This window comes from Thioalkalivibrio sp. AKL8, assembly GCF_000380525.1.
GTDB classification, from domain to species: domain Bacteria; phylum Pseudomonadota; class Gammaproteobacteria; order Ectothiorhodospirales; family Ectothiorhodospiraceae; genus Thioalkalivibrio; species Thioalkalivibrio versutus.
In genome coordinates this window covers 109,400-135,404 of record NZ_AQYF01000005.1, presented here as the reverse complement: position 1 = coordinate 135,404, position 26,005 = coordinate 109,400, and the positions used below count along the sequence as shown (strand labels likewise).

At 68.1% G+C, this 26,005-nt stretch carries 26 protein-coding genes and 1 pseudogene; 19 read left to right on the top strand and 8 right to left on the bottom strand.

The annotated features are described in order from the left end of the window. Window positions 1–55 precede the first annotated feature (55 nt). A complete protein-coding gene (locus G335_RS0103660; RefSeq protein ID WP_018168844.1) occupies window positions 56–2,083 on the bottom strand; it encodes a CocE/NonD family hydrolase in 2,028 nt (675 codons plus the stop codon). Then, on the bottom strand, window positions 2,080–3,393 hold the full coding sequence (locus G335_RS0103655) for an ATP-grasp domain-containing protein (RefSeq protein WP_018175950.1): 1,314 nt from the start codon (window positions 3,391–3,393) through the stop codon (window positions 2,080–2,082). Before G335_RS0103655 ends, G335_RS0103660 begins: the two co-directional genes overlap by 4 nt. Window positions 3,394–3,579: 186 nt before the next feature. Between G335_RS0103655 and G335_RS0103650 the strand changes: the two genes are divergently transcribed. The 7 genes from G335_RS0103650 to G335_RS0103620 all read left to right on the top strand — a co-directional run bounded on the left by G335_RS0103650 (window position 3,580) and on the right by G335_RS0103620 (window position 10,048). Beyond that, window positions 3,580–4,692, top strand: a complete 1,113-nt coding sequence (locus tag G335_RS0103650) for a sulfite reductase subunit A (protein WP_018175949.1) — start codon at window positions 3,580–3,582, stop codon at window positions 4,690–4,692. Beyond that, a complete protein-coding gene (locus G335_RS0103645; protein ID WP_018175948.1) occupies window positions 4,689–5,162 on the top strand; it encodes a cyclic nucleotide-binding domain-containing protein in 474 nt (157 codons plus the stop codon). Before G335_RS0103650 ends, G335_RS0103645 begins: the two co-directional genes overlap by 4 nt. Continuing rightward, on the top strand, window positions 5,152–6,012 hold the full coding sequence (locus G335_RS0103640) for an FAD/NAD(P)-binding protein (RefSeq protein ID WP_018175947.1): 861 nt from the start codon (window positions 5,152–5,154) through the stop codon (window positions 6,010–6,012). Before G335_RS0103645 ends, G335_RS0103640 begins: the two co-directional genes overlap by 11 nt. Beyond that, window positions 6,009–6,821, top strand: coding sequence for an oxidoreductase (locus G335_RS0103635; protein WP_018168839.1), 813 nt, complete (start codon window positions 6,009–6,011; stop codon window positions 6,819–6,821). The genes G335_RS0103640 and G335_RS0103635 overlap by 4 nt, the downstream gene beginning before the upstream one ends. Beyond that, on the top strand, window positions 6,818–8,116 hold the full coding sequence (locus tag G335_RS0103630) for a Ni/Fe hydrogenase subunit alpha (protein WP_018175945.1): 1,299 nt from the start codon (window positions 6,818–6,820) through the stop codon (window positions 8,114–8,116). The genes G335_RS0103635 and G335_RS0103630 overlap by 4 nt, the downstream gene beginning before the upstream one ends. Before the next feature lie 40 nt (window positions 8,117–8,156). Next, window positions 8,157–8,807 carry a hydrogenase maturation protease gene (locus tag G335_RS0103625; RefSeq protein WP_018175944.1) on the top strand — a complete coding sequence of 217 codons (651 nt, stop codon included), beginning with the start codon at window positions 8,157–8,159 and terminating at the stop codon, window positions 8,805–8,807. 233 nt (window positions 8,808–9,040) lie between these two features. Then, on the top strand, window positions 9,041–10,048 hold the full coding sequence (locus G335_RS0103620; protein WP_018175943.1) for a chemotaxis protein CheB: 1,008 nt from the start codon (window positions 9,041–9,043) through the stop codon (window positions 10,046–10,048). A 110-nt stretch (window positions 10,049–10,158) separates the two neighbouring features. On the opposite strand, the gene gdhA is transcribed toward G335_RS0103620, so the two are convergent. Together gdhA and G335_RS14240 are read right to left on the bottom strand one after the other, a co-directional pair. After that, window positions 10,159–11,508 (bottom strand): NADP-specific glutamate dehydrogenase, encoded by a 1,350-nt coding sequence (gdhA, locus tag G335_RS0103615; RefSeq protein WP_018175942.1) that lies wholly within the window; start codon window positions 11,506–11,508, stop codon window positions 10,159–10,161. Between the two features lie 235 nt (window positions 11,509–11,743). Continuing rightward, window positions 11,744–12,065, bottom strand: a pseudogene (locus G335_RS14240) (EamA family transporter); the annotation flags it as partial. A gap of 157 nt (window positions 12,066–12,222) precedes the next feature. Between G335_RS14240 and G335_RS0103605 the strand changes: the two are divergent. Then, window positions 12,223–13,356, top strand: coding sequence for an acyl-CoA desaturase (locus G335_RS0103605; protein WP_018168834.1), 1,134 nt, complete (start codon window positions 12,223–12,225; stop codon window positions 13,354–13,356). Window positions 13,357–13,389: 33 nt separating this feature from the next. Here the strand turns inward: G335_RS0103605 and G335_RS0103600 are convergent, their stop codons facing one another. Continuing rightward, window positions 13,390–13,707, bottom strand: a complete 318-nt coding sequence (locus G335_RS0103600; RefSeq protein WP_018144999.1) for a response regulator transcription factor — start codon at window positions 13,705–13,707, stop codon at window positions 13,390–13,392. Window positions 13,708–13,917: 210 nt separating this feature from the next. On the opposite strand from G335_RS0103600, the gene G335_RS0103595 reads away from it, so the two are divergent. From G335_RS0103595 to G335_RS0103565, 7 genes are read left to right on the top strand one after another with little or no spacing between them, the layout of a single operon-like run. Beyond that, complete coding sequence (locus G335_RS0103595) at window positions 13,918–14,265, top strand: DUF3024 domain-containing protein (protein WP_018175939.1); 348 nt, start codon at window positions 13,918–13,920, stop codon at window positions 14,263–14,265. A gap of 9 nt (window positions 14,266–14,274) precedes the next feature. Continuing rightward, window positions 14,275–14,535 carry a hydrogenase maturation nickel metallochaperone HypA gene (locus tag G335_RS0103590; RefSeq protein ID WP_018168831.1) on the top strand — a complete coding sequence of 87 codons (261 nt, stop codon included), beginning with the start codon at window positions 14,275–14,277 and terminating at the stop codon, window positions 14,533–14,535. Next, the gene (hypF, locus tag G335_RS0103585) at window positions 14,532–16,841 is read left to right on the top strand and encodes a carbamoyltransferase HypF (RefSeq protein ID WP_018175938.1); all 2,310 of its coding nucleotides are present in this window, start codon (window positions 14,532–14,534) and stop codon (window positions 16,839–16,841) included. Before G335_RS0103590 ends, hypF begins: the two co-directional genes overlap by 4 nt. A 4-nt stretch (window positions 16,842–16,845) precedes the next feature. Further along, the gene (locus G335_RS0103580; RefSeq protein ID WP_018175937.1) at window positions 16,846–17,091 is read left to right on the top strand and encodes a HypC/HybG/HupF family hydrogenase formation chaperone; all 246 of its coding nucleotides are present in this window, start codon (window positions 16,846–16,848) and stop codon (window positions 17,089–17,091) included. Continuing rightward, window positions 17,088–18,176 (top strand): hydrogenase formation protein HypD, encoded by a 1,089-nt coding sequence (gene hypD, locus G335_RS0103575; RefSeq protein WP_018175936.1) that lies wholly within the window; start codon window positions 17,088–17,090, stop codon window positions 18,174–18,176. Before G335_RS0103580 ends, hypD begins: the two co-directional genes overlap by 4 nt. Then, complete coding sequence (gene hypE / locus G335_RS0103570) at window positions 18,173–19,177, top strand: hydrogenase expression/formation protein HypE (RefSeq protein ID WP_018168827.1); 1,005 nt, start codon at window positions 18,173–18,175, stop codon at window positions 19,175–19,177. The genes hypD and hypE overlap by 4 nt, the downstream gene beginning before the upstream one ends. Window positions 19,178–19,229: 52 nt before the next feature. Further along, the gene (locus G335_RS0103565; protein WP_018175935.1) at window positions 19,230–19,436 is read left to right on the top strand and encodes a hypothetical protein; all 207 of its coding nucleotides are present in this window, start codon (window positions 19,230–19,232) and stop codon (window positions 19,434–19,436) included. Window positions 19,437–19,438: 2 nt separating this feature from the next. Here the strand turns inward: G335_RS0103565 and G335_RS0103560 are convergent, their stop codons facing one another. Further along, the gene (locus G335_RS0103560) at window positions 19,439–19,936 is read right to left on the bottom strand and encodes a GNAT family N-acetyltransferase (RefSeq protein ID WP_196802240.1); all 498 of its coding nucleotides are present in this window, start codon (window positions 19,934–19,936) and stop codon (window positions 19,439–19,441) included. A gap of 170 nt (window positions 19,937–20,106) precedes the next feature. Here G335_RS0103560 and G335_RS0103555 point away from each other — a divergent pair, with 170 nt between their 5' ends. From G335_RS0103555 to G335_RS0103545, 3 genes are all read left to right on the top strand, one after another. Next, window positions 20,107–21,057 carry a PDC sensor domain-containing protein gene (locus G335_RS0103555; protein ID WP_018168824.1) on the top strand — a complete coding sequence of 317 codons (951 nt, stop codon included), beginning with the start codon at window positions 20,107–20,109 and terminating at the stop codon, window positions 21,055–21,057. 93 nt (window positions 21,058–21,150) lie between these two features. Further along, the gene (locus G335_RS0103550) at window positions 21,151–21,987 is read left to right on the top strand and encodes a PP2C family serine/threonine-protein phosphatase (RefSeq protein WP_026304756.1); all 837 of its coding nucleotides are present in this window, start codon (window positions 21,151–21,153) and stop codon (window positions 21,985–21,987) included. Window positions 21,988–22,034: 47 nt separating this feature from the next. Further along, on the top strand, window positions 22,035–23,090 hold the full coding sequence (locus tag G335_RS0103545) for a LysM domain-containing protein (RefSeq protein WP_018175932.1): 1,056 nt from the start codon (window positions 22,035–22,037) through the stop codon (window positions 23,088–23,090). Here G335_RS0103545 and G335_RS0103540 read toward each other — a convergent pair. Then, on the bottom strand, window positions 23,087–24,808 hold the full coding sequence (locus G335_RS0103540; protein ID WP_018168821.1) for a serine/threonine-protein kinase: 1,722 nt from the start codon (window positions 24,806–24,808) through the stop codon (window positions 23,087–23,089). The two genes, G335_RS0103545 and G335_RS0103540, sit on opposite strands and share 4 nt — an antisense overlap. Window positions 24,809–24,827: 19 nt before the next feature. Beyond that, window positions 24,828–25,310 carry an FHA domain-containing protein gene (locus G335_RS0103535; protein ID WP_018168820.1) on the bottom strand — a complete coding sequence of 161 codons (483 nt, stop codon included), beginning with the start codon at window positions 25,308–25,310 and terminating at the stop codon, window positions 24,828–24,830. Window positions 25,311–25,522: 212 nt separating this feature from the next. On the opposite strand from G335_RS0103535, the gene G335_RS0103530 reads away from it, so the two are divergent. Beyond that, on the top strand, window positions 25,523–25,894 hold the full coding sequence (locus G335_RS0103530; RefSeq protein ID WP_018144985.1) for a DUF5362 family protein: 372 nt from the start codon (window positions 25,523–25,525) through the stop codon (window positions 25,892–25,894). The last annotated feature ends 111 nt before the right edge of the window (window positions 25,895–26,005 follow it).

Sequence of the window (26,005 nt, the reverse complement as noted above, 5' to 3'; positions counted from 1 at the left end):
ATAACGCAGGATCGGGCGCTGTCACGGGCAGACTCCAACCCCCTTGGTGGCTTTGTCAGACGAGGTCGCGGGGGATCTTCACGTCCCAGTTGCGGGCATAGACGCGACGCTCGCCCTCGTACGCATCCAGCTGGGCGTGGATCTCGAAATCGGTGGGGCTCGAGGTAAGCACCGTTCGGGTTACCGTGCGCACCGCCCAGTCGCCGCGTCGGAAGCCGCGTTCCCATAGGGTCTCCCCACGCACCGAGTTGAAGTCGTCACCCTGGTAGCTGTACCACTCCAGCGCCTTCCGCTGCATCTCCAGGTTCAGGTCGTCCAGCCGTACCGTCCCCGCATCGTTGGTCACCGCGAGAGTCGACTCGTCCTCCGCCAGGTCGCGAATGACCCGCCAGTTGTGCAGCTGCGGCGTTAGCTGATGGGTTTCCGTCGAGGGAGGCCCGCCCTCGGGGAGCGGGAAGGCGATTCGGGCATCCATGTCTTCGCGCGGCGCGCGACGGGGCAGAAGCAGACGGCTCGCGCCCGTCATGAGCCGCAGCCGCACCGGCCGCGGCGCCGGCCATGCCAGCGGGAAATACGAAGTCGACAGCGATAGCCGGATGCGATGGCCTACCGGGAAGCGCTGGGCCACGTCGTTGAACTTGACCCGGACGCGGTAGGTTTTCCCGGGCTCCAGGGGTTGCGGGGTCTCGGCGTCTTCGCGGTGGGTCAGGTTGAGCAGCCCGTAGGTGACGCGGGTCGCCTTGTCGTCAGCGGCAACATCGGACAACCGCGCCGCAACCATTGCGACGGGCTGGTCGACACTCAACTCCAGCTCCAGCATCGCGGCGCCGAGGACCTCCAAGGGCTCTTCCAGCGGGGCGCTGGTGAACACCAGGGCACCGCCATCCTCTTCGCGCTGGTCATGGGGCAGGTCCGGGGTCGCGGCATACGAGCACCACTTGCCAGCAAACAGGCCCACGCTCAGCGGCGACTGCAGGGTCATTTCGCGTTCCGGCGCGACAGCCGATGCCCTCTCCAGCCTCCCCGGCCAGGCCAGGGTCAACGGTTCGAACTCCACGTTCGCCGAGGGCCAGTGTGGTTCGCCTACCCAGCGCCCAGGGCGCTCCTCGTAGCGGGTGGTCGGCGGGACGCTGTCCTGCATCCAGACCCTCAGCATGGGTTCGTCCATGATCCCGTTCTGCTCACCCTTCAGCCAGCGGTCCCACCAGCGCAGACATTCCTGCAGGAAACCGATGGCCGGGCCCGGTACACCCTGATGCGGATACTTGTGGCTCCAGGGGCCGACCAGACCCAGTCGCGGCCCCTGGAGGTTGGCCAGCAGGCGAAAGACCGCATTGGAGTAGCCGTCGGCCCAGCCACTGACCGCCATCACCGGGGCTCGCACCGCGGACCAGTCTTCGCAGATCGAGCCATGCTTCCAGTAGTCGTCGCGGCGCTGGTGGCGCAACCACTTCTCGAGCCACAGCCCGCTGCCCTCCAGGCGCTGGAACCACATCTCGCGCCAGCGTTCGCCCACGATCTCCGGATCCGGCGGCAGGGAGTTGTAGGCAAACATGGTCGAGGCCCAGGACAGGTTGTCCCCCAGCAGGCAGCCGCCCATGTGATGGACGTCGTCGGCATAGCGGTCATCGGTGGAGCACACGCTGACCACCGCCTTTAGTTCCGGGGGCCGCAGCGCGGCGATCTGCAGGCCGTTGAAGCCGCCCCAGGAGATGCCGATCATGCCCACATTGCCGTTGCACCAGGGCTGTTCACCCATCCAGCGCAGAACCTCCACGCCGTCGTCCAGTTCCTGCTGCAGGTATTCGTCCTCCAGCACCCCCTCGGAGTCACCGGACCCGCGCAGGTCCACCCGCAAACAGGCGTAGCCGTGACCGGCAAAGTAGTGATGCATCGCGTCGTCGCGCAGCCGGGTGGAATCGCGCCGTCGGTACGGGATGTATTCCAGGATCGCGGGGACGGTTTGCTGTTCGGCGCCTTCGGGGCGCCACAACCGGGCGGCCAGGTGCGTGCCGTCAGCAAGCGGGATCGGGATGTATTCCTCGACCGTCACGGCGTAGGGAAAGTCGCGGACGATTTTCATGGCTGTGCCTCGTCGACGGGTTCGAACTCCATGGGCAGGTGCTCCATCACACGCGTATAGGTTCGCTCCAGCTCGGTGTTGTCCGCGGCCCCGACAAACAGGGTAGCGACCTCGTAGGAGTAGCTGTCCTGATAACAAAGCTGCGACAGCAGCATGCCCTCCTCGACTTCGATCTGTACGACCACACCGGGGAACTCGGCCTCGACGGCCGCGATGTCCGCCGGCGTGGGCATCCGCACGACCCGTGCATCCTGGTACCGGCGAACCATGAATTTGGCCGCACATCGGAAGGCCCCCTGGCGATGGGGCATCGTCGGCGCGCGCCCCAAGCCCAGATCAATCATCACCTGATGGTGATAGCAGCCATCCACCATCCGGAACAGCGGGGCATGAGACTTGGAGATGCGGGTGTTGATCTCCAGCAGCCAGATCCGGTCCGTGGCCTCGTCCCAGTAGAACTCCACGTTGAACGGGGCGCAGTCATAGCCCACCTGCCGGATCACGCGGTCCGCTATCTCCTCCATGCGTGCCTGTACCGTCTGCGGCAGGATGGACGGGTACTGGTAGCGGGAGAACGAGGAGCCGGCTGCACCCTCGCGCAGGGAGTCGATGGCACCGTAGATCCGGACCTCGCCCTGCCAGGCATACCCTTCCAGCGTGCACTGGCGACCCTCCGATATCAGCGCCTCGGCAATGCAGTGATTGCCGTCGATCGCGGCCACCTCCGGGGGCAGCGTCGCGTGTCCGAGGACATGGTTGAAGGGCTCGCCGAAGCGGTCGATCTCCCTGCGGATCCGCTCCATGGCACGCCGGAAGTCGTCCACATCGCCGATGCGAAAGCCGAGGTAGGAGAGCACCGATTTCACCGGTTTGATCCAGAACGGAAAATCCAGGGTGACCTCGCGCAGGGGATCGTCGGCAAACGGGTTGACCGCGCAGAAGGCCGGGATGTGTTCGGGTGCAACGCGGGCCTGTTCAAGCCGGCTCCAGTACTTGTGCTCGCACTTCAGCACGCTTTCCAGGGTCGGCCCCGGCAGGTCCCTGGCCTGGCGCAGGAGGGGCAGGATCGTGCTGACCGGAAAGTCCCAGAAACCGACCACGGCATCCACCGTGCCGGGAAACTGGCTCAACCGTTCGCGACCCTCGATCAGGATCCGACGCACCGGAAACCGGGCGCAGGGCTTGACCTCCTCGCGTGTGAACAGTGCGTGGAAGGCATAACCCTCCGCCCCGGGCAGGGTCTGGAGCTGGCCCAGATGGAAGTCGTCCAGACCGACCACGAAGATATTGTGCCTCGCCGGCGCATTCATAACTGGCATCGTTTTCCCCGGACAACGGGTCGCCAGGGCCGCACACCGCCCTCCATGGAGTGTGGCAGGTATCCGGGTGATTACCAGCCCGGGAGGTCGCTGGATCGCGCCACGCTCTTGCCGCACTATGGACGGGTGTGGGGCCTTGCCGTACCGAGCGGCTCGCCCGAGGCCCAGGAGCCGTCTGTGGAAGTGATCGCACCGCAAGCCGTGGACACGCTGATCCGCCTGCTGGCCGGGGAGGGCTACGAGGTCGTGGGGCCGACACGGCGCGATGGCGCGATCGTCTACGACCGAGTGGGCGGTCTCGAGGACCTGCCGGTGGGCTGGACCGACGAGCAGGCCCCCGGACACTACCGCCTGCGCGAACGCGACGACGACGCGCTGTTCGGCTATGTGGTCGGGCCGCATTCCTGGAAGAAGTACCTGTTCCCGCCCGAGGAGACCCTGTTCCGGCTGACCCGCCAGCCGGACGGCAGCTTCGTGACCGAGCCCGGCACCTCCGACGCGCCGCGCCGTGCCTTCATCGGCATGCGCGCCTGCGAGCTGGCGGCGATCGACGTGCAGGACCGGGTATTCCTCGGCCAGGCGGTGCAGGACCGCGGCTATGCCGCCCGCCGGCGGGACCTGTTCATGGTCGCGGTCAGCTGCGCCGAGCCGGGCGGAACCTGCTTCTGCGCTTCCATGGATACCGGCCCGCGCGCCCGCGAGGGATTCGACCTGGCGCTGACCGAGGTGATCGACGCCACCCAGCACTTTCTGGTCGCCGAGGCCGGGTCCGAGGCCGGGCGCGCGATGCTCGACCGGCTCGATCCGCGCCCGGCCAGCGATGCCGAGCAGGCCGCCACCGAGCGGGTGTGGGCCGAGGCACCGGAAAAGATGGGCCGGCAGATGCCGGCGGATGCCCGCGAGGTGCTCAACCGGGCCTTCGAGCACCCGCGCTGGGAGGAAACCGCCGAGCGCTGCCTGTCCTGCTCCAACTGCACCCTGGTCTGCCCTACCTGCTTCTGCTCGCAGGTCGAGGAGGTGCCGGACCTGGAAGGCCAGCGCACCGAACGCGTGCGGCGCTGGGATTCCTGCTTCAACCAGGAACACTCGCACCTGGTCGGCGGGCCACACCACGAGTCCGTGGCCGCGCGCTATCGCCAGTGGATCACCCACAAGCTGGCCACCTGGCATGACCAGTTCGGCACCTCCGGCTGTGTCGGCTGCGGGCGCTGCATCACCTGGTGCCCAGTGGGGATCGACATCACCGAGGAAGTCACCGCGGTGCGCCGCGATCCGGAGGGCCGGGGATGAACGAGCTGCTGGCCATCATCGAGAAAGAGCCCTTCTTCGAGGATATGGCGCCGGAGCACCGGCGCCTGCTGGCGGCCTGCGCGGCGAAGTGCAGCTATACGGCCGGCACCCGGCTGATGAGCGACCACGAGCCGACCGAGACCTTCTGGCTGATCCGCGAGGGCCAGGTCGCGCTGGAGAGCCCGCTGCGGGAAGGCAGCGTGGCATTCCAGACCCTCGGGACGGGAGACATCCTCGGCTGGTCCTGGCTGCTGCCGCCGTACCGCGCCAGCTACGATGCGCGGGCGGTGACCGACATCCATACCCTGCGCTTCGATGCCGGCGTGCTGCGCGAACGTATGGAGGCCGACCCGGCGTTCGGCTACGTACTGATGAAGCACTTCGCCGCGCTGATCGTCCAGCGCCTGCAGGCGGCGCGGTTGCAGGCGCTGGATATCTACAGCCACGGAGGGCCCGGCCATGGCGCCTGACGCGGTTGCAACCCTGCCGGATCAGGCGATGGCGCCAGAGCCCTGGCGCATCCACTCGGTGCGCCGCGACGTGGCCAGCAACGAGGTCTTCAGCTGGACGCTGTACCCCGAGCCGGGGGTGGAGCCCGGCGCCGCGCCGGCACCCGGGCAGTTCAACATGCTTTACCTGTTCGGCGTGGGCGAGGTGCCGATCTCGGTCTCCGCGATCACCGACGACGGCGGTATCGTGCACACCATCCGTGCGGTGGGCAGCGTGACCCGCGCGATGCAGGATCTGGAGGCCGGCACGGTGGTCGGCCTGCGCGGGCCGTTCGGCACGGCCTGGCCGCTGGAACAGGCGCGCGGGCGCGACCTGGTGCTGGTCGCCGGCGGCATCGGCCTGGCGCCGCTGCGGCCGGTGATCCACGCGGCGCTCCAGAGGCGTTCGGAGTTCGGGCGCGTGGTGGTCTGTTACGGCGCGCGCTCGCCCGGCGACATGATCTTTCGCGACGAGCTGGACGCCTGGGCCGAGCGGGATGATGTGGATCTGCGCATCACCGTGGACCGCGGCACCGCCGCCTGGCGCGGCGATGTCGGCGTGGTCACCCAGCTGGTCGATCGTGGCGGCTTCGACCGGCGCAACACCCTGGCGCTGACCTGCGGCCCGGAGGTGATGATGCGCTTCACCGCGTCCGCGCTGGAGCGCCGCGGCCTGAAGCCGGAGGACATCTATGTCTCCATGGAGCGCAACATGCGCTGCGCGGTGGGCTTTTGCGGCCACTGCCAGATCGGGGCGCATTTCGTCTGCCGCGACGGCCCCGTGTTCCCCTACCCGGTGATGGAACCGGCCTTCCGGGTACGCGAGCTATGAGTCGGGAAAAGCCTACCCTCGCAGTGTTCAAGTTCGCCTCCTGCGACGGCTGCCAGCTCAGCCTGCTGGACTGCGAGGACGAGCTCCTGGCGGTCACCGACCGCATCCGGATCGCGCACTTCCCCGAGGCCACGCGCACCCGCATCGACGGGCCGTGGGACCTGACACTGGTGGAGGGCTCGATCACCACGCCACAGGCGGCGGAGGAGATCCGCGAGATCCGCCGCGCATCGAAGTTCCTCGTGACCATCGGCGCCTGCGCGACCACCGGCGGCATCCAGGCCCTGCGCAACTTCGCGGATGTCGAGGCATTCACCCGCCAGGTCTACGCCCACCCGGAATACATCGAGACCCTGGCCACCTCGGATGCCATCAGCCAGCACGTGCCGGTGGACTTCGAGCTGCGCGGCTGCCCGATCGACAAGTACCAGTTGCTGGAGGTCATCAGCGCCTTCCTCTACGGTCGGCGCCCGCAGGTCTCCAGCGCCAGCGTCTGCGAGGAGTGCAAGCGGGCGGGACAGGTCTGCGTGATGGTCGCCCACGGCACGCCCTGTCTCGGCCCGGTCACCCACGCCGGCTGCGGCGCGTTGTGCCCTGGTTGCAACCGCGGCTGCTATGGCTGCTTCGGGCCCAAGGAGACGCCCAACGCGCCGGGCCTGTCCGGCCAGCTGGAGACCCTGGGGATGGATCGCGCCACGCGCGTGCGCTTCTACCGCACCTTCAACGCCGGCGCCGACGCCTTCCGCGAGGAGAGCGAACGTCAGGAGAGCGGCGCGGCACCGCCCGAAGAATCAGGAAACCGGCCATGAGCGAGACCCGCACCATCGAAGTCGACTACCTCGCCCGCGTGGAGGGCGAGGGCGCGATGTACGTGCGCACTGAGGGCGACCGCGTGGAGGAGGTGAAGCTGTCGATCTTCGAGGCGCCGCGCTTCTTCGAGGGCTTCCTGCGCGGGCGCGACTTCCGCGAGGCCCCGGACATCACCGCGCGCATCTGCGGCATCTGCCCGATCGCCTACCAGATGGGGGCCTCGCTGGCGATGGAGGACATCTGTGGCATCACCGTGGACGGCGTGCTGCAGGACCTGCGGCGGCTGGCCTACTGCGGCGAGTGGATCGAGAGCCACGCCCTGCATGTATTCATGCTCCACCTGCCGGACTTCCTCGGCTATCCGGATGCGGTCACCGCCGCGAAGGACCACCCGGATATGGTGCGCAACGGCCTGCGCATCAAGAAGATCGGCAACTCCATCCTGCGCCTGCTGGGCGGGCGCGAGATCCACCCGGTGAACCTGCGCGTCGGCGGCTTCTACCGCGCGCCGTCGCCGGCCGAGGTCGCGGGGCTGGGCGAGGACCTGTCCTGGGGCCTGGAGGCCTCCTGCGAGGTCGCCGAATTCCTCGCCACCCTCGACTACCCGAACCTCGAACGCGACTACGAGTTCGTGTCGCTCGTCCACCCGGACGAATACCCGATCACCCACGGGCGCCTCGGCTCCAGCAGCGGCCTGGACGCGGCCATCCGCGACTACGACGACATCTTCACCGAGGAACACGTCGCCCACTCCAACGCCCTGCACAGCCACCGCTCGGACTCCGGCGAACCGGTGTTCATGGGCCCGCTGGCGCGCTTCGCCCTGAACCGCGAACGCCTCACCCCGCGCGCCGCCGAGCTGGCCGAGCGCGCCGGCCTGGGCATCGCCTGCCGCAACCCGTTTCGCAGTATCCAGGTGCGCATGATCGAGATCGTGCTCGCCTTCGAGGAGGCCCTGCGCCTGGTCGACGGCTACCGCGCCGCACCGGCCGAACCCGCGCTGCCGGTCACCCCGCGCGCCGGCACCGGCTTCGGCGCCACCGAGGCCCCGCGCGGCATCTGCTACCACCGCTACAGCATCGACGACGCGGGCCTGATCACCGACGCCAAGATCGTCCCGCCCACCTCGGTCAACCAGCCCACCATCGAGGCCGACCTGCGCGAACTGGTCCAGACCCACCTCGACCTGCCGGACGACGAACTACGCCACCACTGCGAAGTCGCCATCCGCAACTACGACCCCTGCATCTCCTGCGCCACCCACTTCCTCGACCTGACCGTCGACCGAAAATGAACAGCGCCCAAAAGAAAGATGCGAGTTTCGGAAGGAACGCATGCGGAAGCCCACCAAACTGAATCAGGAAGAGCAGGAACTGCTCGATCCCTTTGAAGCAGGCGAGTTCGAATCGGACATGGACAACGAACGCAGGGCATCCATTGTCGAGGCCGCGGAAAATGGATCCCGCAAGACCCCTGAACAAACCCAAGAGGCCTCGGCCGACGATGGAAGATCGGCAGGCAAGGGGCCACTCGTCATCGGCATCGGGAACCCCTGGCGCGGCGACGACGGCATCGGCCACGCCGTGGTCGACGCACTCGCCGGCACGCCGGGCCTCACAACCGCCACCTGCAGCGGCGAGCCCGCCGAGCTCATGGACCTGTTGCAGGGCCACCACCCCGTCATCCTGGTCGACGCCATCGTCACCGGCGCCGCGCCCGGTACCCTCCATCGTCTAGACGCCCGCGAGCCGCTGCCGCGCGGCGCCCGCTACTCCTCCCACGGCATCGGCCTCGCCGAGGCCGTCGAACTCGCCCGTTCCCTAGGCGACCTCCCGGAGACGCTCATCGTCCACGGCATCGAATCCGCCCGGCTCGAAGACGGCGCCGGCCTCTCGCCGCAAGCCATCGACGCCGTCCCAAAAGTCGCCCGCCGAATCCTCGACGACCTCACACTCGCAATGCCCCCGGATCGCTGTGCCCGGTAACGGCTTCCACACATTCGCAGATTCGGGGTCGTAGCTCGCCTTTCCCGTTCAGCGAGGCGAGACGAAGAAGGTAAAAGCTGACCCCGTTCGCGCTTCGCGTGCCCCCTTTTTGCGATTGCCGATGGTCAGGTCTATATATTCCGAATAACCCATTTATTTATCGGCGTCACCGATCTCGGTGACGCGATGCCACACTCGGCTGTTCGAACCTGCTCCATCGATGGATGGTGGTGATGACTAAAAAAAGCAACTCGATGGTCATTGTCGTTGGGGCATCCGCTGGGGGGATGGCTGCATTAAAGACTCTGGTCGCGCAACTTCCGAAGGGTTTTGCGGCACCCATTTTCATAGTCAACCACATGAGCGCGGACAACTCCGGAGAAGCGCTGGTCAAAGCCCTGAGTGAAAGCGGCCCCCTTGCCTGTGTCCAGGCGCATGACGAACACGCTTTCAAACCTGGGGGGATTTATCTGGCACCCCCCGACCAACACATGTTGATTGAGAAGGGAAAGATCCTCATTACCAAAGGTGCCAGGGAAAACCGGTCACGGCCCGCTATTGACCCCTTGTTTCGCTCCGCAGCAGTGGCCTATGGCAACCGGGTGATAGGCATCATCCTGACGGGGTATCTGGATGATGGCACCAGCGGAATGATGGCCATCAAAAGATGCGGTGGAGTCTGCATCGCACAAGATCCCGAGGATGCGTCTTATCCGGATATGCCGCAATCGGTCATCGCGAATGTTGGGGCCGATCACTGTTTGCCGGTATCCGGGATGGGGGCACTGCTATCCGATCTTTTAAGGAGGGAACTACCGGAAAGCAAGGAGGTTCCGGAAGACATCATGATCGAGGCAGAGATCGCAAAGCGGGTACTGAGCGATTTGCCTTCGGTCGAGGCGCTCGGCGAGCAGGTGCCCTACAACTGTCCCGACTGTGGTGGGGTGTTATGGCAAATAGAGGAAGGAAGCATCCTGCGCTATCGCTGTCATACAGGCCATGCGTTTACCTCTTCGGTGCTGCTTGCACAACAAAATGAAAAGATCGAGGAAACGCTCTGGGTTGCGCTCAGAATGTTCGAGGAGCGCCAGAATCTGCTCGTAACTATGAGCAAGAATGAAAACAAAACGGCCGCTTCATCGGTCTCCCAGCGGGCAAAGGACTCGCAAGTCCACATTGACCGCATTCGTGCCATGTTGAAGGCGACCGACCATGATTCTCACGGCAAAGAGGCGAGATGAACGTTTCCGTCAATCTCGCCGCACGCACCTCGGGCCGGGTGTTGCCCCTCGCCTCGCCATAGTGGCAAATGGCAAACCGCTGATCCATTTGCACGTCCGCGTTGAGCGTCTCAGATGTGGCCCATCGCCTCCATGGCACGTGCGACCTTCACGAAGCCGGCGATGTTGGCGCCGACCGTGTAATTGCCAGGCGAGCCGTATTCCTCGGCCGTTTCGTGGCAGGTGCGATGGATGATGGCCATGATCTCCTGCAGGCGCGCCTCGGTGTATTCGAAGGTCCAGGAGTCCCGGCTCGCATTCTGCTGCATCTCCAACGCGCTGGTAGCCACGCCGCCGGCGTTGGCGGCCTTGCCGGGACCGAAGGCGGTGCCGGCATCGCGGAAGGTCCGGATGCCTTCCGGGGTCACGGGCATGTTGGCGCCCTCGGCGACCGCGATGCAGCCGTTCTCGACCAGCGCCTTGGCGTCCTTGCCGGTCAATTCGTTCTGCGTGGCACACGGCAGGGCGACGTCGCAGGGGATTTCCCAGATGCAGCCGTTTTCGCTGTATTTCGCCCCCTTCTTGCGCTCAGCGTAGGCGCTGATCGGGCCGCGCTCACGTTCCTTGATCTGGCGCACCAGGTCCAGGTCGAGACCGCCTTCATCGAGAATGACGCCGCGCGAGTCGGAGCAGGCGATCACCCGGGCGCCCAGTTGCTGGGCCTTCTGGGTGGCATAGATGGCGACGTTGCCGGCCCCGGAGACCACCACGCGCTTGCCCTCCAGCGAATCGTTGCGGGCCTTGAGCATCTCCTGGGTAAAGAAGACCGCGCCGTAGCCGGTGGCCTCGGTGCGTGCACGACTGCCGCCCCAGTCCAGCCCCTTGCCCGTGAACACGCCGGATTCGAAGCGGTTGGTCAGGCGCTTGTACTGGCCGAACAGGTAGCCGACCTCGCGCTGGCCCACGCCGATGTCGCCCGCGGGCACGTCAGTGTACTCGCCGATGTGGCGGTACATCTCGGTCATCAGGCTCTGGCAGAAGCGCATGATTTCGGAATCGGAGCGCCCCTTCGGGTCAAAGTCGCTACCGCCCTTGCCGCCCCCGATCGGCAGGCCGGTGAGGGCGTTCTTGAACACCTGCGAGAAGCCGAGGAACTTGATGATGCCCAGGTACACCGAGGGGTGAAAACGCATGCCCCCCTTGTAGGGGCCCAGCGCACTGTTGAACTGGACGCGGAAGGCCCGGTTGATGTGCAGCTCGCCCCTGTCGTCCTGCCAGGGGACGCGAAAGATGATCTGACGCTCGGGCTCGCAGATGCGCTGGATGATCTTGAGCTCGGCGAGCTCCGGGTACTTCACCAGCACCGGTCCCAGCGTCTCCAGCACGCCATGGACAGACTGATGGAATTCCGTCTCCCCGGCGTTGCGGTGCAGGACTTCCTGATAAATGGGTTCGAGCTTCTCGTCGAGGCTTCCGTTCATGGATCGCATCCTGATGGTCTGATTCGGACGCATTTAGGCATGCGGGTGCCGAGAAGACAATCCCGACCGCCCCATGATGGTGCATTCCGTCACCGACTTCGCAGCGCAGGAAGGGGGCCGGGTGCGGCGTCAGATCGCGCTATTGGCCGCGATCTATCGAAGGCGACAAAGACCTGGCCTGACGCCGAGAACCTGCGCGGCCGGCCGGTCCATCGGTCGCGGCTTCGGGGTCATGGACAGCCTGCGGGCTTCCGTGCGAACCGGCGTACTTGAGAAGCCGAAGATGAAGATGGCGCAGGACATACCCGCCAGCAGGCCCTCACCGGCGCCAATAAGGATCACGCCGCTCGCGCCAGTGTCATACGTCTGGGTCAGCATCACGATCCCGACCATTATCAGCGCGATCGCCACCAGCTTGAGCGTGTCGGGGCTTTCCAGCTTCAGGGCGAAGGAGACGATTAGACGAACACCGGAGCGGTGTACCTCAGTGTGCCCGCCACGGCCACGCTAGCGTTCGCGATACTCAGGAAGTAGAACGCGAAGTGGCCCGCCACACCCGGCGCGAAGCGGCGCCTCCGAAGGAATTACCATCATCCGGCAACGCTCTGGGCCCAAGCGTCCGGAACGAGGGCACTTTTACTCGCCGGTCGCGGTCTCATCTGCTATGAATAGGTGAGCATCTTCGCTCGCCCCGGTCGCCTGCAGGTCTCCACCATGTCCGAACGTGCCCCCCCGATTGCCTGGACGCCGGCAGTTTTCTTTGCACTGACCAACCTGGCCGCGGTCACGCTGGTGCCATGGTGGTGGCTCACCCAGGGCTTCAGCGGCGCGGCCTGGCTGTTTTTTGGCCTGTTCCTGGTGCTGAGCGGGCTGGGCATCACGGTGGGTTATCACCGGCTCTGGGCGCACCGCACCTTCAAGGCGCGGGGGCCATTGCGCGTCCTGCTGGCGCTGAGCGGTGCCCTGGCGCTGCAGAACAGCATCTACAACTGGGGCGCGCGGCATCGCGTGCATCATCGCTACGTGGATGATGTGGAACGCGACCCGCATTCCATCAAGCGCGGTTTCTGGCATGCCCACATGGGCTGGATGCTGCGCAACTGGCCCACCAGCGAGCCCGACTATTCGCGGGTGAAGGACCTGGCGAAGGACCCGGTGGTAATGTGGCAGCATCGGCATTACTGGACCCTGGCCTGGGGACTGAACCTGGGCCTGCCTCTGCTGCTGGGGCTGGCATTCGGGGATGTGATCGGCATGCTGCTGCTGGCCGGCATTCTGCGCATGGTGCTCAGCCACCACTTCACGTTCTTCATCAACTCCCTGGCGCATTGGTGGGGCCGTCGTCCCTACAGTGACGACAGCACCGCCGTGGACAACGGACTGGTCGCCCTGCTCACCTGGGGCGAGGGGTACCACAACTTCCACCACGCCTTTCAGGCGGACTACCGCAACGGGGTGCGCTGGTGGCAGTACGACCCCTCGAAGTGGCTGATCAACCTTTTTGCCTGGACCGGACTGGTGTATGACCGCCGCTGGACACCGCGCTTCAAGATCATGCGCGCACGGCTGCACACCGAGTTTCGCCGGCTGCTCAATGCCGACCAGGCCGAGCCGGCGCACGACTCCTGGCGCGCAACCGTGGAGCGGGAGTATCAGCGTTTCCGCGATACCGTGAACCAGTGGCAGGAGGTGCAGGCGCGCAAGATGCGGGCCGGGCGCGAGGCCATGAACGATCGCTGGGTGCGCACGGAACTGCGCACCCAGTTCAAGGAACTGGAGTATCGCCTCAAGATGCAGCGCCGCCGCCTGCGCGCCCTGTCGGCCTCTCGTCGCGCGACCACGGCGTGAACGCGGGCCCCGGATTGCGGGGCCGGAGCGCCTTCAGGCGCGATCACCCCCCAGCTTGGCTGCGACCCGGTCGGCCACCTTGCCACGGACCACGACCTCGTCGGCGCCCGCCTGGCGCGCCGCCTTGAGCATCGCCCCTTCCACGTGCGGGCCAAAGGCGAGGATCTTCGCGTCTGGGTAGCGCTCGCGCCAGGTCGACACCGCTTCCACGCCACGGCTGCCGAGGTCGACTACCACCAGGTCGGGCTGCTCCGGCGCCTGACTGCTGGTAACCGATGCGCCGGCCGAACGCCAACGCGACTCCAGCCGCACGCGGGTCATCAGGTCCGGGGTGTCCAGGTGGATCTGCATGAGCGCTCCTGATTGGGCCGGGCGATTGAAGGGGTGGCGCGCAGCGCGGCGACCTGACCGGATCGTGGGCAACCGTGCCCGGGCGGGTCGATTCCGCGCCTGCACGTAGTACAAACTCTAGACTACCGGGTACCGCCGGCATCATCGCGTTCGCGAAGGCCGGCTGGGAAGCCCCTCCTTGGCCCGGCTACAACCAGAGAACGGATAACAATGGCCCTGAGCGAACTCGAGCGCAAACGGATCGAAAAGCTGATGGAGGCGTTCGTGGAACGGCGGCGGCCGCCCGCCCATGTTCGAGACCGTCTGGACTTTGTCTGGCGCCTGGAGGGTCAAAGCGTGTCGCTGTACGAGGTGCGCCCGCTGATGGATGACGCTTCGAGGATCGTGGAAAACCCGGTATTCAAGGCCACGTTCGTGCGCAAGTCGGGCCGATGGAAACTCTACTGGCAACGGGCAGACCTGAAGTGGCATGGCTACGACCCACACCCGGAACTCGCCTCGCTGGAGGATGTGCTACAGGTGGTGGAGAAAGACGAATACGCCTGTTTTTTCGGATAGGGAACACGGATGCACGAGTTTTCGCTGATGGCCGATCTGATGCGCAAGATCGAGCAGGTGGCGGCCGACAACAACGCCCGGCGCGTGACCCGCGTACGGGTATGGCTGGGCGCGTTGTCGCATATCACGCCGGAGCATTTCCGCGAGCACTTCGAGGACGGCACCCGCGGCACCGTCGCCGAGGGGGCCGAGCTGGAGGTGGAGACCTCGGACGACGAGACCCACCCCGAGGCCCAGCAGATCCTGCTGCGGAGCCTGGACGTGGCGTGAGCGCCGCCGCGACACGCGCCCCGTCGCCTGCGCGCTGGCACCTGGTGGTCACCGGCCGGGTTCAGGGCGTTGGCTTCCGGCCGTTTGTCGCGGAGCGGGCCCGGCGGCTCGGCATCACCGGCTCGGTGGGCAACACGCCGTCCGGCGTGGTGATCCAGGCCGAGGGACGAGAGGCCGCGCTCGTCGCGCTGCGGGCTGCCCTGGAGCAGGAGGCCCCGCCGGCCGCGCGGGTCGATGCGATCACCGTGACGGCATCTCGCCCCGTCGGCGATACCACCTTCCGCGTGGTTCAGGGCCCCGGGCAGGGCGGTGCGCCGGCCCTGGCACCGGACCGTGCACCCTGCCCCGACTGCCTCGCCGAGATCCGTGACCCCGCGGCGCGGCGCCACCGCTACCCGTTTACCGCCTGTACGGCCTGCGGGCCGCGCTGGAGTATAGCGACGGCCCTGCCCTGGGACCGTTCGCAGACCACCCTGGACGGATTCCCGCTGTGCGCGGCCTGCCGGGCGGAGTTCGAGGCCCCGGGGGACCGGCGCTTTCACGCGGAGGCCATGGCCTGCCCGGACTGCGGGCCGCAGGTAACGCTGCGCGGCCCGGACGGAAGCGAACACACCACCGGCGATGCGGCCCTGCACGCGGCAGTCAACGCCCTGCGCGAGGGGCAGATCCTGGCGCTGAAGGGTCTGGGCGGGTTCCAGCTCCTGGTGGACGCGACCCGCCAGGATGCGGTGGCCCGCCTGCGCGCGCGCAAGCAGCGCCCGGACAAGCCGCTGGCGGTCATGCTGCCGGATGGCGACTGGCTGGACCAAGTGGCGCGCGCCACCGGCGCCGAACGTACGCTGCTGGATGCGCCGGAGGCACCGATCGTGCTGGTGGACCGCCGGCCCGGCGCCCCGCTGGCGGAGGGCGTGGCGCCGGGGTTCAACCGTCTGGGACTGATGCGGCCGGCGACGCCACTGCATCACCTGCTGCTGGAGGGCTTCGCCGGCCCGCTGGTCTGCACCTCGGGCAACCGCGGCAGCGAGCCCCTTTGTATCGACACCGCGGAGGCGGTGACCCGACTGGGCATGATCGCGGACGGGATCCTGGACCACGACCGGCCGATCGCGCGGGCACTGGACGATTCGGTGTTCCAGATCGCCGCGGGCCGGCCGCAATGCCTGCGCCTCGGCCGCGGGTATGCGCCGCTGCGAGTGCCCCTGCCAGACGCCGGGCCCGTCACCCTCGCACTGGGGGGCCACCTGAAGGCCGCCCCGGCCCTGGCCCTGGAGGACGAGGTGGTCGTCGGCGCCCACGTCGGCGACCTGGACAGCGATGCGGCCCTGCACCGGCTGGCTGGCGAGGCCCGCGCACTGGGCGAGCTCTGTGGCGTGGACATCGCGCGCGTCGCCTGCGACCGGCATCCCGACTACGCCTCCACGCCGCTGGCCGGGGCCTGGGGGCCTCCGGTCGTCGCCGTACAGCACCATCACGCCCATGCGGCGGCCTGCCTGGCGGAGCACGGGGTACGCGAACCGGCCGTGGCGCTGGTCTGGGACGGCATGGGCCTCGGCGAGGACGGCATGCTGTGGGGCGGCGAATGCCTGGCAGTGGACGCCGACGGGGGCTTTCAACGGCGGGGTCATCTGCGGCCCTTCCGCCTGCCCGGGGCCGAGGCCGCGATACGCGAACCCCGGCGCGCCCTGCTGGGCCTGCTGCATGCCCACTTCGACGGCGATCCGGCCGCGCTGGAGGCGAGCCCCGCGCGGGCCTTGTTTACCGCTGCGGAATGGCACCCGCTGCTCGCGGCACTGGAGCGAGGGATCCACGCCCCCTGGACGTCCAGCGTCGGGCGGCTGTTCGACGCGGTCGCGGCGCTGGGCGGGCTACGCACCGGTGCCGGCTTCGAGGGGCAGGCGGCCATGCTCGTGCAGCAGGCGGCGGAGGCCACGGGATACGGACTCGGCACCGCCGGCATTGCGCTGGATACAGCAACGGCACCCTGGCAGGCCGACTGGGGCCCGCTGGTCGCGACCCTGCTAGCCGACCATGCCGACGGCGCCGGGGCCAGCCGTATGGCCGTCCGCCTGCACGGGGCGCTGGCCGGGTTCGCCGTGGAGGCCGCCCGGGCCGGGCGCGAGGAAACCGTGGCGCTGACCGGCGGATGCTTCCAGAATCGGTGGTTGCTGCAACAATGCGTGGACGCGCTGCAGGCCGCCGGCTTCCGTCCGCTGTGGCCGCAACGCATCCCGCCCAATGACGGCGGGCTGGCGCTGGGCCAGGCGCTGATCGGGCGCCGGGCCGCGGTGCCCCCGAACGGAGACTGAGCCCATGTGCCTTGCCATCCCCGGTCGTATCGACAGCGTGGACGGTGTCGACCCGCTGTTCCGCCAGGCGCGCGTAGCCTTCGGTGGCGTCACGCGCATGGTCTCGCTGGCCTGCACCCCCGAGGCCGGGCCCGGCGACTACGTGCTGGTCCACGCCGGCATCGCGATCGCCACCCTCGACGAGGCCGCTGCCGAACGCACCCTGGCGGCCCTGCGCGAAATCCCCGCGCCCGCCCCGGAGGGCCCGTGAAGCACCTGGACGAATACCGCGACCCGGCGCTGATCCTGCGCCAGGTGGAAGCGATCCGCGCCACCTGCACCCGGCGCTGGACGCTGATGGAGGTCTGCGGCGGCCAGACCCACGCGATCCTGCGCCATGGCCTGGATGAACTGCTGGCGGACGCCGTCGAGCTGATCCACGGGCCCGGCTGCCCGGTCTGCGTGACCCCGGCCGAGACCCTGGACCAGGCGGTACTGCTGACCCGACGCCCGGAGGTAATGCTTTGCACCTTCGGCGACATGCTGCGCGTGCCCGGGGCGCTGGGCGACCTGAACGCGGCGCGCGCGGCCGGGGGCGAGGTGCGCGTGATCTACTCGCCGCTGGATGCGGTGGCGCTGGCGCGCGAACACCCGGAGCGCGAGGTCGTGCTGCTGGCGGTGGGCTTCGAGACCACCGCCCCGGCCGCCGCAATCGCCGTGCTGCAGGCCGAGGCCCTGGGCCTGGACAACCTGTCGCTGCTGGTCTCGCACTCGCTGGTACCGCCGGCGATGGAGGCCCTGCTGGCCGACCCGGACAACCGCATCCAGGGCTTCCTGGCCGCCGGCCATGTCTGCACGGTGGAGGGGGCGGCCGCCTATCACGCGATCGCCGAACGCTTCCGGGTCCCGATCGTGGTGACCGGCTTCGAGCCGGTGGACCTGCTGGCCGGGATCCACGCCTGCGTGGAGCAACTGGAACGCGGCGCGGCCCGGGTGGAGAACCGCTACGACCGGGCCGCGCCGGACGACGGCAACGCAGCCGCGCGCGCTGCGGTCTCTCGCGTCTTCGAGCCGGTCGAGCGCGAATGGCGTGGCATGGGACGCCTGCGCGCCAGCGGCCTCGGGCTGCGCCCGGAATACGCCCGGTTCGACGCCGTGGCCCGTTTCGGGCTCGTCCCACCCGAGGCGATCGGGGATGGCCCCTGCATCGCCGGCCAGGTGCTGCGCGGGCTGCGCCGCCCCACCGACTGCCCGGCCTTCGGCCGCGATTGCACGCCGGATACCCCGCTGGGCGCGCCCATGGTCTCCTCCGAGGGGGCCTGCGCGGCCTACCTGCACTATCGGGGCGAGGCATGACCACCGACGTCGTACGCCTCGCGCATGGCGGCGGGGGGCGGATGCAGGCGAAGCTGCTGGACGAGGTGATCCTGCCGGCGCTGGGCATCCCGGCCCTCGCCGCCCCCGATGCTGCCGTGCTCGACGCCCCGGGCGGGCGCCTGGCAATGACGACGGACAGCTTCGTGGTGCGGCCGCTGTTCTTCCCGGGTGGCGACATCGGCCGGCTCGCGGTGCACGGTACGATCAACGACTTGGCGATGGCCGGGGCGCGCCCCCTGTGGCTGACCCTCGGCCTGATCCTGGAGGAGGGGCTGCCGCTGGACGACCTGCGGCGCGTCCTCGCCTCGGTGCAGGCGGCCGCAGAGGAATGCGGCGTGCGGGTGGTCGCCGGCGACACCAAGGTGGTGGAGGCCGGGCGCGGCGACGGGGTCTACATCAGCACCAGCGGGGTGGGCGTCGTGCCCGAAGGCGTGCAGATCACGCCGGGCGCGATCCGGCCCGGTGATGTACTGCTCGCCAGTGGCGATCTTGGCCGCCATGGTGTCGCAATCCTCGCCGCCCGCGAAAACCTGGGCCTGGACCCGCCGATCCCCAGTGACAGCGCATCGGTCGCCGGGGCCGTGGCCGCACTACTGGCCGCCGGCGTGCCAGTCCGCGCGCTGCGCGACCCGACCCGCGGCGGTGCGATCGCCGCCCTGCAGGAGCTGGCCGATGCCTCCGCCTGCCGGCTGGTGCTGGAGGACGCCGCAATCCCCGTGCGCAACGACGTGCGCGGGGCCTGCGAGATCCTTGGTCTGGACCCGCTGCACTCCGCCTGCGAGGGCCGCTTCCTGGCCGCCGTTCCGGAACACGCGGCCGCTCAGGCCCTGAGGATTCTCCGGACCCGCGCGGAGACAGCCGGGGCCGTTGCCATCGGACGGGCGGAGGCGGGCGAACCGGCCGTCATCCGGCGCCTGGCGACCGGCGTGGAGCGCCGCGTCATCCTGCCGGCCGGCGAGCAACTGCCACGTATTTGCTGAAGCGGCCTGCGTGTCGCGCTATGGTGGGTCAGAACGACAGGAGGACCCCGAGATGAACTTGCGCACCCTCATGGGAACCGCTCTAGCATTGGCCACCACGCCCGTCCTGGCCCACCCCGGCCACGGACACGGGGACGCCTTCTCGCTGCTCCACTTCCTGAGTTCACCCGAGCATCTCTGGCCCCTCGGGCTGCTGATGCTGGCCATTGTCGGGGGCCTGTTCGGTGCCCGCTGGTGCCGCCACCGGGCGGGACGCTGACGTCAGCCGGCGACGGGCGAACCTTCCACCGCCCACCAGTAGCGCTGTTCGTAGTCGCGATCGCGCACCGGTACCGGGACGAAACCCATCGCCGCGAAGAAGCTGGCCGCCGAGGCCTGGGCCTTGACCAGCACCCCGGCCACCCCGGCCTCGTGCGCGGCGCTCCGGCAGGCCTCGACCAGTTGCCGGCCCACACCCTGCCCGCGGGCGGCTCGCCCCACGTAGAGGCCATGCAGCAACAGCCCATCGGCGGCACCCTCCGGCAGCTCGCGGGTCTCCGCCGTCTCCCAGGCGGCGGCGCCGACCACCTCGCCCGCACGCTCCAGCACCGTCACCTCGAGGAACATCAGATCGGCCTCGGTATAGCGGTAGGCCGGCAGGGCGAGCCGGCGCACGCGCCCGGGCAAGGGCCAGTCCTCGACCGCCTCGGCCACCAACCTATTGATAGCGTCGAGATCGCCGGGGCGGGCCGGGCGGAGGGATTCGGTAGATTTCGTCATGGGCATGTTCGCAGTATCGGGCACAGGCTGACTCGTCGTCGGCATGGTTCCTGCTCGGACCTGTTCGACGGGCCGAAGTGCCGGGACAAACGGCCCGCGCGGGCCGTCACGACAACGCCATCCCCGATCAGGGATAATCGTGGCGCACCGAAAGGAGACGACACCGCACCATGACGGAACTGAAAAAGGCGATCGAGCACCAGCGCGACTACCTCGAGGACAAACTGCATGAACCCCTGGCGGAGATCGCCAGCCGCTTGAGCGCGGCGTGGCCACGCCGCGAGGCGCTGGACTCGATCCTGGAGGAGGCGATCCGCCAGATCCCGGAGGCGACCTTCGTGTATGCGCTGAATACCGAGGGGGTCCAGCTTTCGGACAACATCTCGCGCACTGGCGTACTGCCGGAACACTTCGGGCGCGATCGCTCGCAGCGCCCGTACATGAAGGAGGCCGTGCCCGCGGACGGCTTCCTGCTGTCGGATGCCTACATCAGCCTGCTCGGACGCCGGCCATCCCTGACCTCATTGCAGCTGGTGCGCGACGACCAGGGCAATGCGCTGGGCTTTCTCGGCGCGGATTTCGACCTGCGCAACCTGCCCGACTTCTCCGAGGACCTGTACGAGGAGCCCAGCGAGTGGCGCCAGATCAAGGGCGATCCGTCGATTCGCGGGACACTGTTCCTGCAGAGCCGCACCGAGAGCCTGATGGACCAGAACATGGACACCGCCCTGGCCATTCTGGAAGAACTGTTCACCGAGCGCGGCGTGTTCCAGGGCGTGTTCCACTTCTCCAGTTCGCGCGCCACGCTGTGGACCACCGAGGACCCGTACCGCTACCGCATCCTGACGCACGAATCCCTGGGCGACCCGGACGTCTGCCTGGCGTTTCCGCACGAACCGTACCCCGCGGAGGCGCTGATCCCAAGGGAGGACGTCGGCCGCGTCCTGGAGGCACTGCGCGCGCTGCGCTATGCCGACGAGACCGTGTACCTGCGTTCCGCCTCGATCAACCTGTTCAACGGCATGATCAGCCTGACCTTCTCGTGCGACGGCTCGCATTACATGACCTGGGACGACTTCCTCGGCCGCTCCATCCAGTTCTGGATCGGCGCCACCGGCTAGGGAGACGCGGATCGATGCGCGGCTCCCCCCGGGGCTGTCGCGCGCCGATCAACTCGGTCATCATGGTCACGGGATCAGCGGGGCCACACGCACATGGAAACCGGATACGCCAGGGAGATGGGTGGCCGCGCCGAGCAACAGGACGCGGTGACCGTACTACAAAGCGCGGACGGGCAGAGCGCCCTGCTGCTGGTCGCGGACGGAATGGGCGGCCACGAGGGCGGGGCACGCGCCTCGCACGCCGCGATCGCGACCGCCGAACGCCTGTGGACCCGCTACGCGGGGCAGGCTGCCGATGCCCGTGCCCTGCTCCACGCTCTCTTCCACGAGACCCATGCAGCCTTGCTGGAGGCCGGGGGTACCGATCCGTCACAACGCCCCGGCACCACGCTGGTGGCACTGTATGTGACCCCGACCTCCGCCTGCTGGGCCCATTGCGGCGACAGCCGGCTGTACCACTTCGAGGGCGACACCCTTCAGCGGCGCACGCGCGATCACACCCGGGTCCAGCAGCTGGTCGACGAGGGAGTAATAAGCGAGGCGCAAATGGCAACGCACCCGGAGCAGAACCGGCTATTGCGAGGCCTCGGCGTGGTCGACCCGATCGAGGTGGACTACGCCGAGGCCCCCGTCACCCGTCACACGCGCTTCTTGTTGTGCTCGGACGGCTTCTGGGAACAGATCGGACCGATCGAGATCGCGGAACTGCTGGACAGCCCGGACCTCGACTCGGCCACCGCGAGCGCCGCCGTCGAAGCGGCGCGTCGCGGCGGACCCAAGGGTGACAACGTGGCCCTGGCAGCATGGCGGACCGGGCCGCCGCGCGGGCGTTTCTGGCGCCGGCACCTGAAGGCGCGCATCGGGCCCACACTGGGCCTTCTGGCGCTACTGGCTACGGCCCTTGCGATCCTGCTGTGGCCGCTGGACTGATGCCAACCGTATACTCGCGGACTCGCCGAGCCGAACCAGTCCTTGCCATGATGCCAGCCCACACCACGCTGATTCGCCTCGTCCTGCTTGTCGTACTCACAGCGTTCCTGTCCGGCTGTGCGCAGCTACAGGGCTTGTTCGACCCCGAGGCGGAATCCGCCGAGGACGTGGTCGCCGCGACCGACGAGGCCCCGTCCGACCCGATCGCCCGCGAGGAGCAGGACGAGCGCCTCAAGATCGCCGAGATCGTGCAGCTCCTGCAGGGCGGCGAGATGGACCGGGCACGCTCGGCACTGGACCGGATCCTCGCAGATGATCCGGGCAACCGCGCCGCCCGCGGCCTGCGTGAACAGCTCTCCGGGGATCCGCAGGCGACCCTGGGCGAGGCCTATTTCGTTCACACGGTGGAGCCGGGCGACAGCCTGGGCGGGCTGGCGCGTGAGCACCTCGGCGATGCCACCCGCTTTGTGATCCTCGCACGCTACAACGACATCGAACGCCCGGACCGACTGCTCGTCGGGCAACGGCTGCGCATCCCGCGGGATGTAGCGGGGCCGCAGCGTGGCGAGACCGATCTGGACGAACAGCTGATGGCTCTGGACCCCGACGCCGCGCCCGGCGTCAGCGAGGACGGTTTGCGCCGCGCAATCGAGGCCGACCTGGCAGCCGGGCGTTATGGCGCGGCGCTGGAGGTCGTGGAGCTGGCCCGCGAGCACCCCGAGGCGCAGAACGAATGGGCCAGCTGGCTGGACCCCCTTTCGCGCGACGCGGCGATCGGCTACTGGCACCAGCGGGGCGTGGAGGCGCGCTCTGCAGGCGCGACCGGAAACGCGCTGGAGGCCTTCGGCCGGGTGCTCGAACAGGACCCGCAACACGCGACCGCGCGCCAGCACCTTGACGAGCTGGAGCAACAGCGCAAGGAGGCCCTGCACGCGGAGGCCATCGTGCGCTACCGCAACCAGGACCTGGAGACCGCCATCGCATTGTGGGACGAGGCCCTGGCGATCGACCCCGGGTTCGAGGCGGCGCGCGGCTATCGCCTGCGAGCCCTGGAACTACAGCGCCGCCTGGATGCCCTGGACCGCGAGAACGACCGGAGTTAATCCGTAGCGGTACGTCTTGAGGTGGCTTCGATCGGCAACTCGTCGGATGCGAGCTCCTGGGTGCGGTCGCCGTCAGCAACCGGCCCGGCAGCGCTGCACTCGGGCGTCCCGGCGACCCGGCGCTTCATGCGCGCCTCCAGCGAGTCGGCCATCGCGTTGTAGGCACTGAAGACCCGCTCGAAGTCGTCGTGTCGACGGGCACGGATCCGGGTATCGAGCCGCCCCTGACCGATCTGGTCCAGCGCCCCGCGCAGGCGGTCCAGCGGCGCCTGAAGACGCCGGGCGAGCACGTAGGCCCCCAGGAGCACCGCGAGGAGGGTGACCAGCGTGAGCATCAGCAAGGCCATGAAGGTGGCCTCGTTCGCCGCGCGCAGCGACCCCGTGGACAGCCCGACCTGGAGTTGCCCAAGGTGATGATCCTGGTAGCGAACCGGGGCCTCGAACATGAACAGCTCTGCGCCATCCCGCCCGGTGACGGACCACACGGCCTGGCCGTCGCGACGCTGAAGCAGGCGGTCCTCGGAAGGCGGCTCGTAGGGCTGGCCCAGGACCTCCGGGTCGCTGCTGGCCACCACCTCGCCGCGGTGGTCCACGACGCTCAGCAGGGCGATCTCCCGGTTCGCCTGCATGTCGCGCAGGCGGCCCTGGACCGCGATGGTGTCCTCCAGCAACAGGTCCTCGGCACTCTCCACCGAGATGATCTGCGCCAGCGTGGCCCCATAGTCAAACGCCAGGTCGGTCATCACCTCATTCTGCTTCTGGTGTACCAGCGTACCGCCGACAACCAGGGTGACCGCCACCAGTGCCCCCATGACCGCGGCCCAGCGCAGACGCAGCGGGATGATCCGACGCCCGGCACCTGCCCGTTCGCGCTCGGCGCGTTGCTCGTCGATACGCTCGAGGTCCACCAGTAGCTCGCCGGCCGACTGGTAGCGCTCGTCCGGCTCCTTCGCCAGCAGGCGCAACACCAGCTCGATCAGTTCCTGCGGACAGTCGCGCACGATGACCCGCGGTGCGGGGACCGAATCCTTGACCACCCGGGTCAGCAGGGTCTCGACATCATGCCCGCGAAACGGGGTGGCCCCCGTCAGGAGCTCGTACAGCACCACGCCCACGGAATAGAGATCGGCACGAGCGTCGGTATCGCGGCCACGGACCTGCTCCGGCGCCATATAGTGCGGCGATCCTGCGATATAGCCGTCGTCGTCCTCGGCAAGCCAGTCGTCGTCGGCGCGCCAGTCGGGGTCCCTGAGGGTGCGGGCGATGCCGAAGTCCATCACCTTGATGTTCGCCGTGGCGCTGGTGACGATGATGTTCTCGGGCTTGATGTCACGGTGCACGACGCCATGCCGGTGGGCATAGTCCAGGGCCTCCACCAGCTGGATGGCGATCTTCAGGACATTGCGCAGCAGCAGCGGCCGGAACTGTTCCGCGAACTCCGCGAGGGTGATGCCGTCCAGCAGCTCCATCGCGATGAACGGCTGCTGATCCGACTCGCCGACATCGAAGATGGTGACGATGCCCGGGTGGGTCAGGGTGCCGGCGGCACGCGCCTCGGCCAGGAAGCGCCGGCGGTACTCGGGCCGGCGGGCGTAGTCCGGTTGCAGGCACTTGATCGCCAGCGGACGCCGGATATCCGGGTCGTAGCCGCGATGGATGACGGCCATCGCACCGCGCCCGATCTCCTCGCCGACCCCGTAGCGTCCGATCCGCTGCATGCGCCGGCGACCCTGAGCCTCAAACCGTCTCGAGCAGGATGCGCGCGACGGCCGCCAGTACCAGGACCGCAACCGCGATGCCCAGCCAGCGCCAGCGTGACCGAGGCCCACGGCCAGGCCGGGCATCGGAACCGTCGTCGCGGCGGCGGAACACGAACTCGGCCCGCCCGAAACGGACGTGGTCGCCGTCCTTCAGCGCAGCCTCGTGCACCTTTTCGTCGTTTACCCAGGTGCCGTTGGTGGACAAGAGATTGACCACCCGGCATTCGCCGCCGTCGTTGACCAGCCAGGCATGCTGCGAGGAGACGCTGCCCTCCTGCAGTACGATGTCATTGGTAGCCTCACGCCCCACCGAGCGCTTGCCCGGTTTCAAGGTCAGGCGCTGCTGGCCGAAGGGCTCGGAGATCCCCACCAGCACCGGGTGGCCGCCGGGGGGCGCCCCCCCGCTGGCGGTGTCCGCGGCGCTTTCCTGCTCGGGCAAGGCCTGTCCCTGAAACAGCATTGTCCCCTGCGGCCCGCTGCGGCCGGCATCCCTGCGTCGTCCCTGGTCGCTCATACATCCCCCTGCTTCACGAGCCTTGCGTGGCCCTGTTTTTCGGGTTGTCACCTGCTCGAGTATGCACGGGCGGCGCGCACCAAAACAACGAATGCGTCACACCATGAAAGGGCCTGCTATGCTCCGGCCATCCGCCCATCACGACAAGGAGTCTGAACATGGAACAGGACACCACCAACGGGGCCGACCTCCGTGGACTGATCGAGCCGCTCGTTCGCGGAAAATTCTGGATGCAGTTGATCGGGGTGATGCTAATCATCTCGGGCGTGCTGACCGCCCTGTCGATCATCGGCATCATCATCGCCTGGATCCCGATCTGGGCCGGCGTGGTCCTGATGCAGGCCGCCGGCGCCTCCCAGCGCGCCTACGAAAGTGCCGATCCGGAAGCGATCAAGTACGCCCTCGGCCGCCTGCGCATCTACTTCACCATCTTTGGCGTGCTGCTGCTGATCTACCTGATCCTGATGGTCCTGGGCATGATCTTCGGCATCGGCGCCGGCCTGATGGGCGGCTTCGGCCACATGCAGTAGTCCCGGCGGGCGCCACTTTCGATTAACGTTTCGCATGGCCCGTTCGCAGGGCCGCGGCGGCGACACGTCCGGATCCGCACGCTGCGGCCTGAACGGTTATAGGAGTCAGGG

Bases quoted from the DNA above. Each gene is read 5' to 3' on its own strand.
- G335_RS0103660 (WP_018168844.1), bottom strand. From the start codon at position 2,083: ATGAAAATCGTCCGCGACTTTCCCTACGCCGTGACGGTCGAGGAATAC.
- G335_RS0103655 (WP_018175950.1), bottom strand. From the start codon at position 3,393: ATGAATGCGCCGGCGAGGCACAATATCTTCGTGGTCGGTCTGGACGAC.
- G335_RS0103645 (WP_018175948.1), top strand. From the start codon at position 4,689: ATGAACGAGCTGCTGGCCATCATCGAGAAAGAGCCCTTCTTCGAGGAT.
- G335_RS0103640 (WP_018175947.1), top strand. From the start codon at position 5,152: ATGGCGCCTGACGCGGTTGCAACCCTGCCGGATCAGGCGATGGCGCCA.
- G335_RS0103635 (WP_018168839.1), top strand. From the start codon at position 6,009: ATGAGTCGGGAAAAGCCTACCCTCGCAGTGTTCAAGTTCGCCTCCTGC.
- G335_RS0103630 (WP_018175945.1), top strand. From the start codon at position 6,818: ATGAGCGAGACCCGCACCATCGAAGTCGACTACCTCGCCCGCGTGGAG.
- G335_RS0103625 (WP_018175944.1), top strand. From the start codon at position 8,157: ATGCGGAAGCCCACCAAACTGAATCAGGAAGAGCAGGAACTGCTCGAT.
- G335_RS0103620 (WP_018175943.1), top strand. From the start codon at position 9,041: ATGACTAAAAAAAGCAACTCGATGGTCATTGTCGTTGGGGCATCCGCT.
- gdhA (WP_018175942.1), bottom strand. From the start codon at position 11,508: ATGAACGGAAGCCTCGACGAGAAGCTCGAACCCATTTATCAGGAAGTC.
- G335_RS0103605 (WP_018168834.1), top strand. From the start codon at position 12,223: ATGTCCGAACGTGCCCCCCCGATTGCCTGGACGCCGGCAGTTTTCTTT.
- G335_RS0103600 (WP_018144999.1), bottom strand. From the start codon at position 13,707: ATGCAGATCCACCTGGACACCCCGGACCTGATGACCCGCGTGCGGCTG.
- G335_RS0103595 (WP_018175939.1), top strand. From the start codon at position 13,918: ATGGCCCTGAGCGAACTCGAGCGCAAACGGATCGAAAAGCTGATGGAG.
- G335_RS0103590 (WP_018168831.1), top strand. From the start codon at position 14,275: ATGCACGAGTTTTCGCTGATGGCCGATCTGATGCGCAAGATCGAGCAG.
- G335_RS0103580 (WP_018175937.1), top strand. From the start codon at position 16,846: ATGTGCCTTGCCATCCCCGGTCGTATCGACAGCGTGGACGGTGTCGAC.
- hypE (WP_018168827.1), top strand. From the start codon at position 18,173: ATGACCACCGACGTCGTACGCCTCGCGCATGGCGGCGGGGGGCGGATG.
- G335_RS0103565 (WP_018175935.1), top strand. From the start codon at position 19,230: ATGAACTTGCGCACCCTCATGGGAACCGCTCTAGCATTGGCCACCACG.
- G335_RS0103560 (WP_196802240.1), bottom strand. From the start codon at position 19,936: ATGACGAAATCTACCGAATCCCTCCGCCCGGCCCGCCCCGGCGATCTC.
- G335_RS0103555 (WP_018168824.1), top strand. From the start codon at position 20,107: ATGACGGAACTGAAAAAGGCGATCGAGCACCAGCGCGACTACCTCGAG.
- G335_RS0103550 (WP_026304756.1), top strand. From the start codon at position 21,151: ATGGAAACCGGATACGCCAGGGAGATGGGTGGCCGCGCCGAGCAACAG.
- G335_RS0103545 (WP_018175932.1), top strand. From the start codon at position 22,035: ATGATGCCAGCCCACACCACGCTGATTCGCCTCGTCCTGCTTGTCGTA.
- G335_RS0103540 (WP_018168821.1), bottom strand. From the start codon at position 24,808: ATGCAGCGGATCGGACGCTACGGGGTCGGCGAGGAGATCGGGCGCGGT.
- G335_RS0103535 (WP_018168820.1), bottom strand. From the start codon at position 25,310: ATGCTGTTTCAGGGACAGGCCTTGCCCGAGCAGGAAAGCGCCGCGGAC.
- G335_RS0103530 (WP_018144985.1), top strand. From the start codon at position 25,523: ATGGAACAGGACACCACCAACGGGGCCGACCTCCGTGGACTGATCGAG.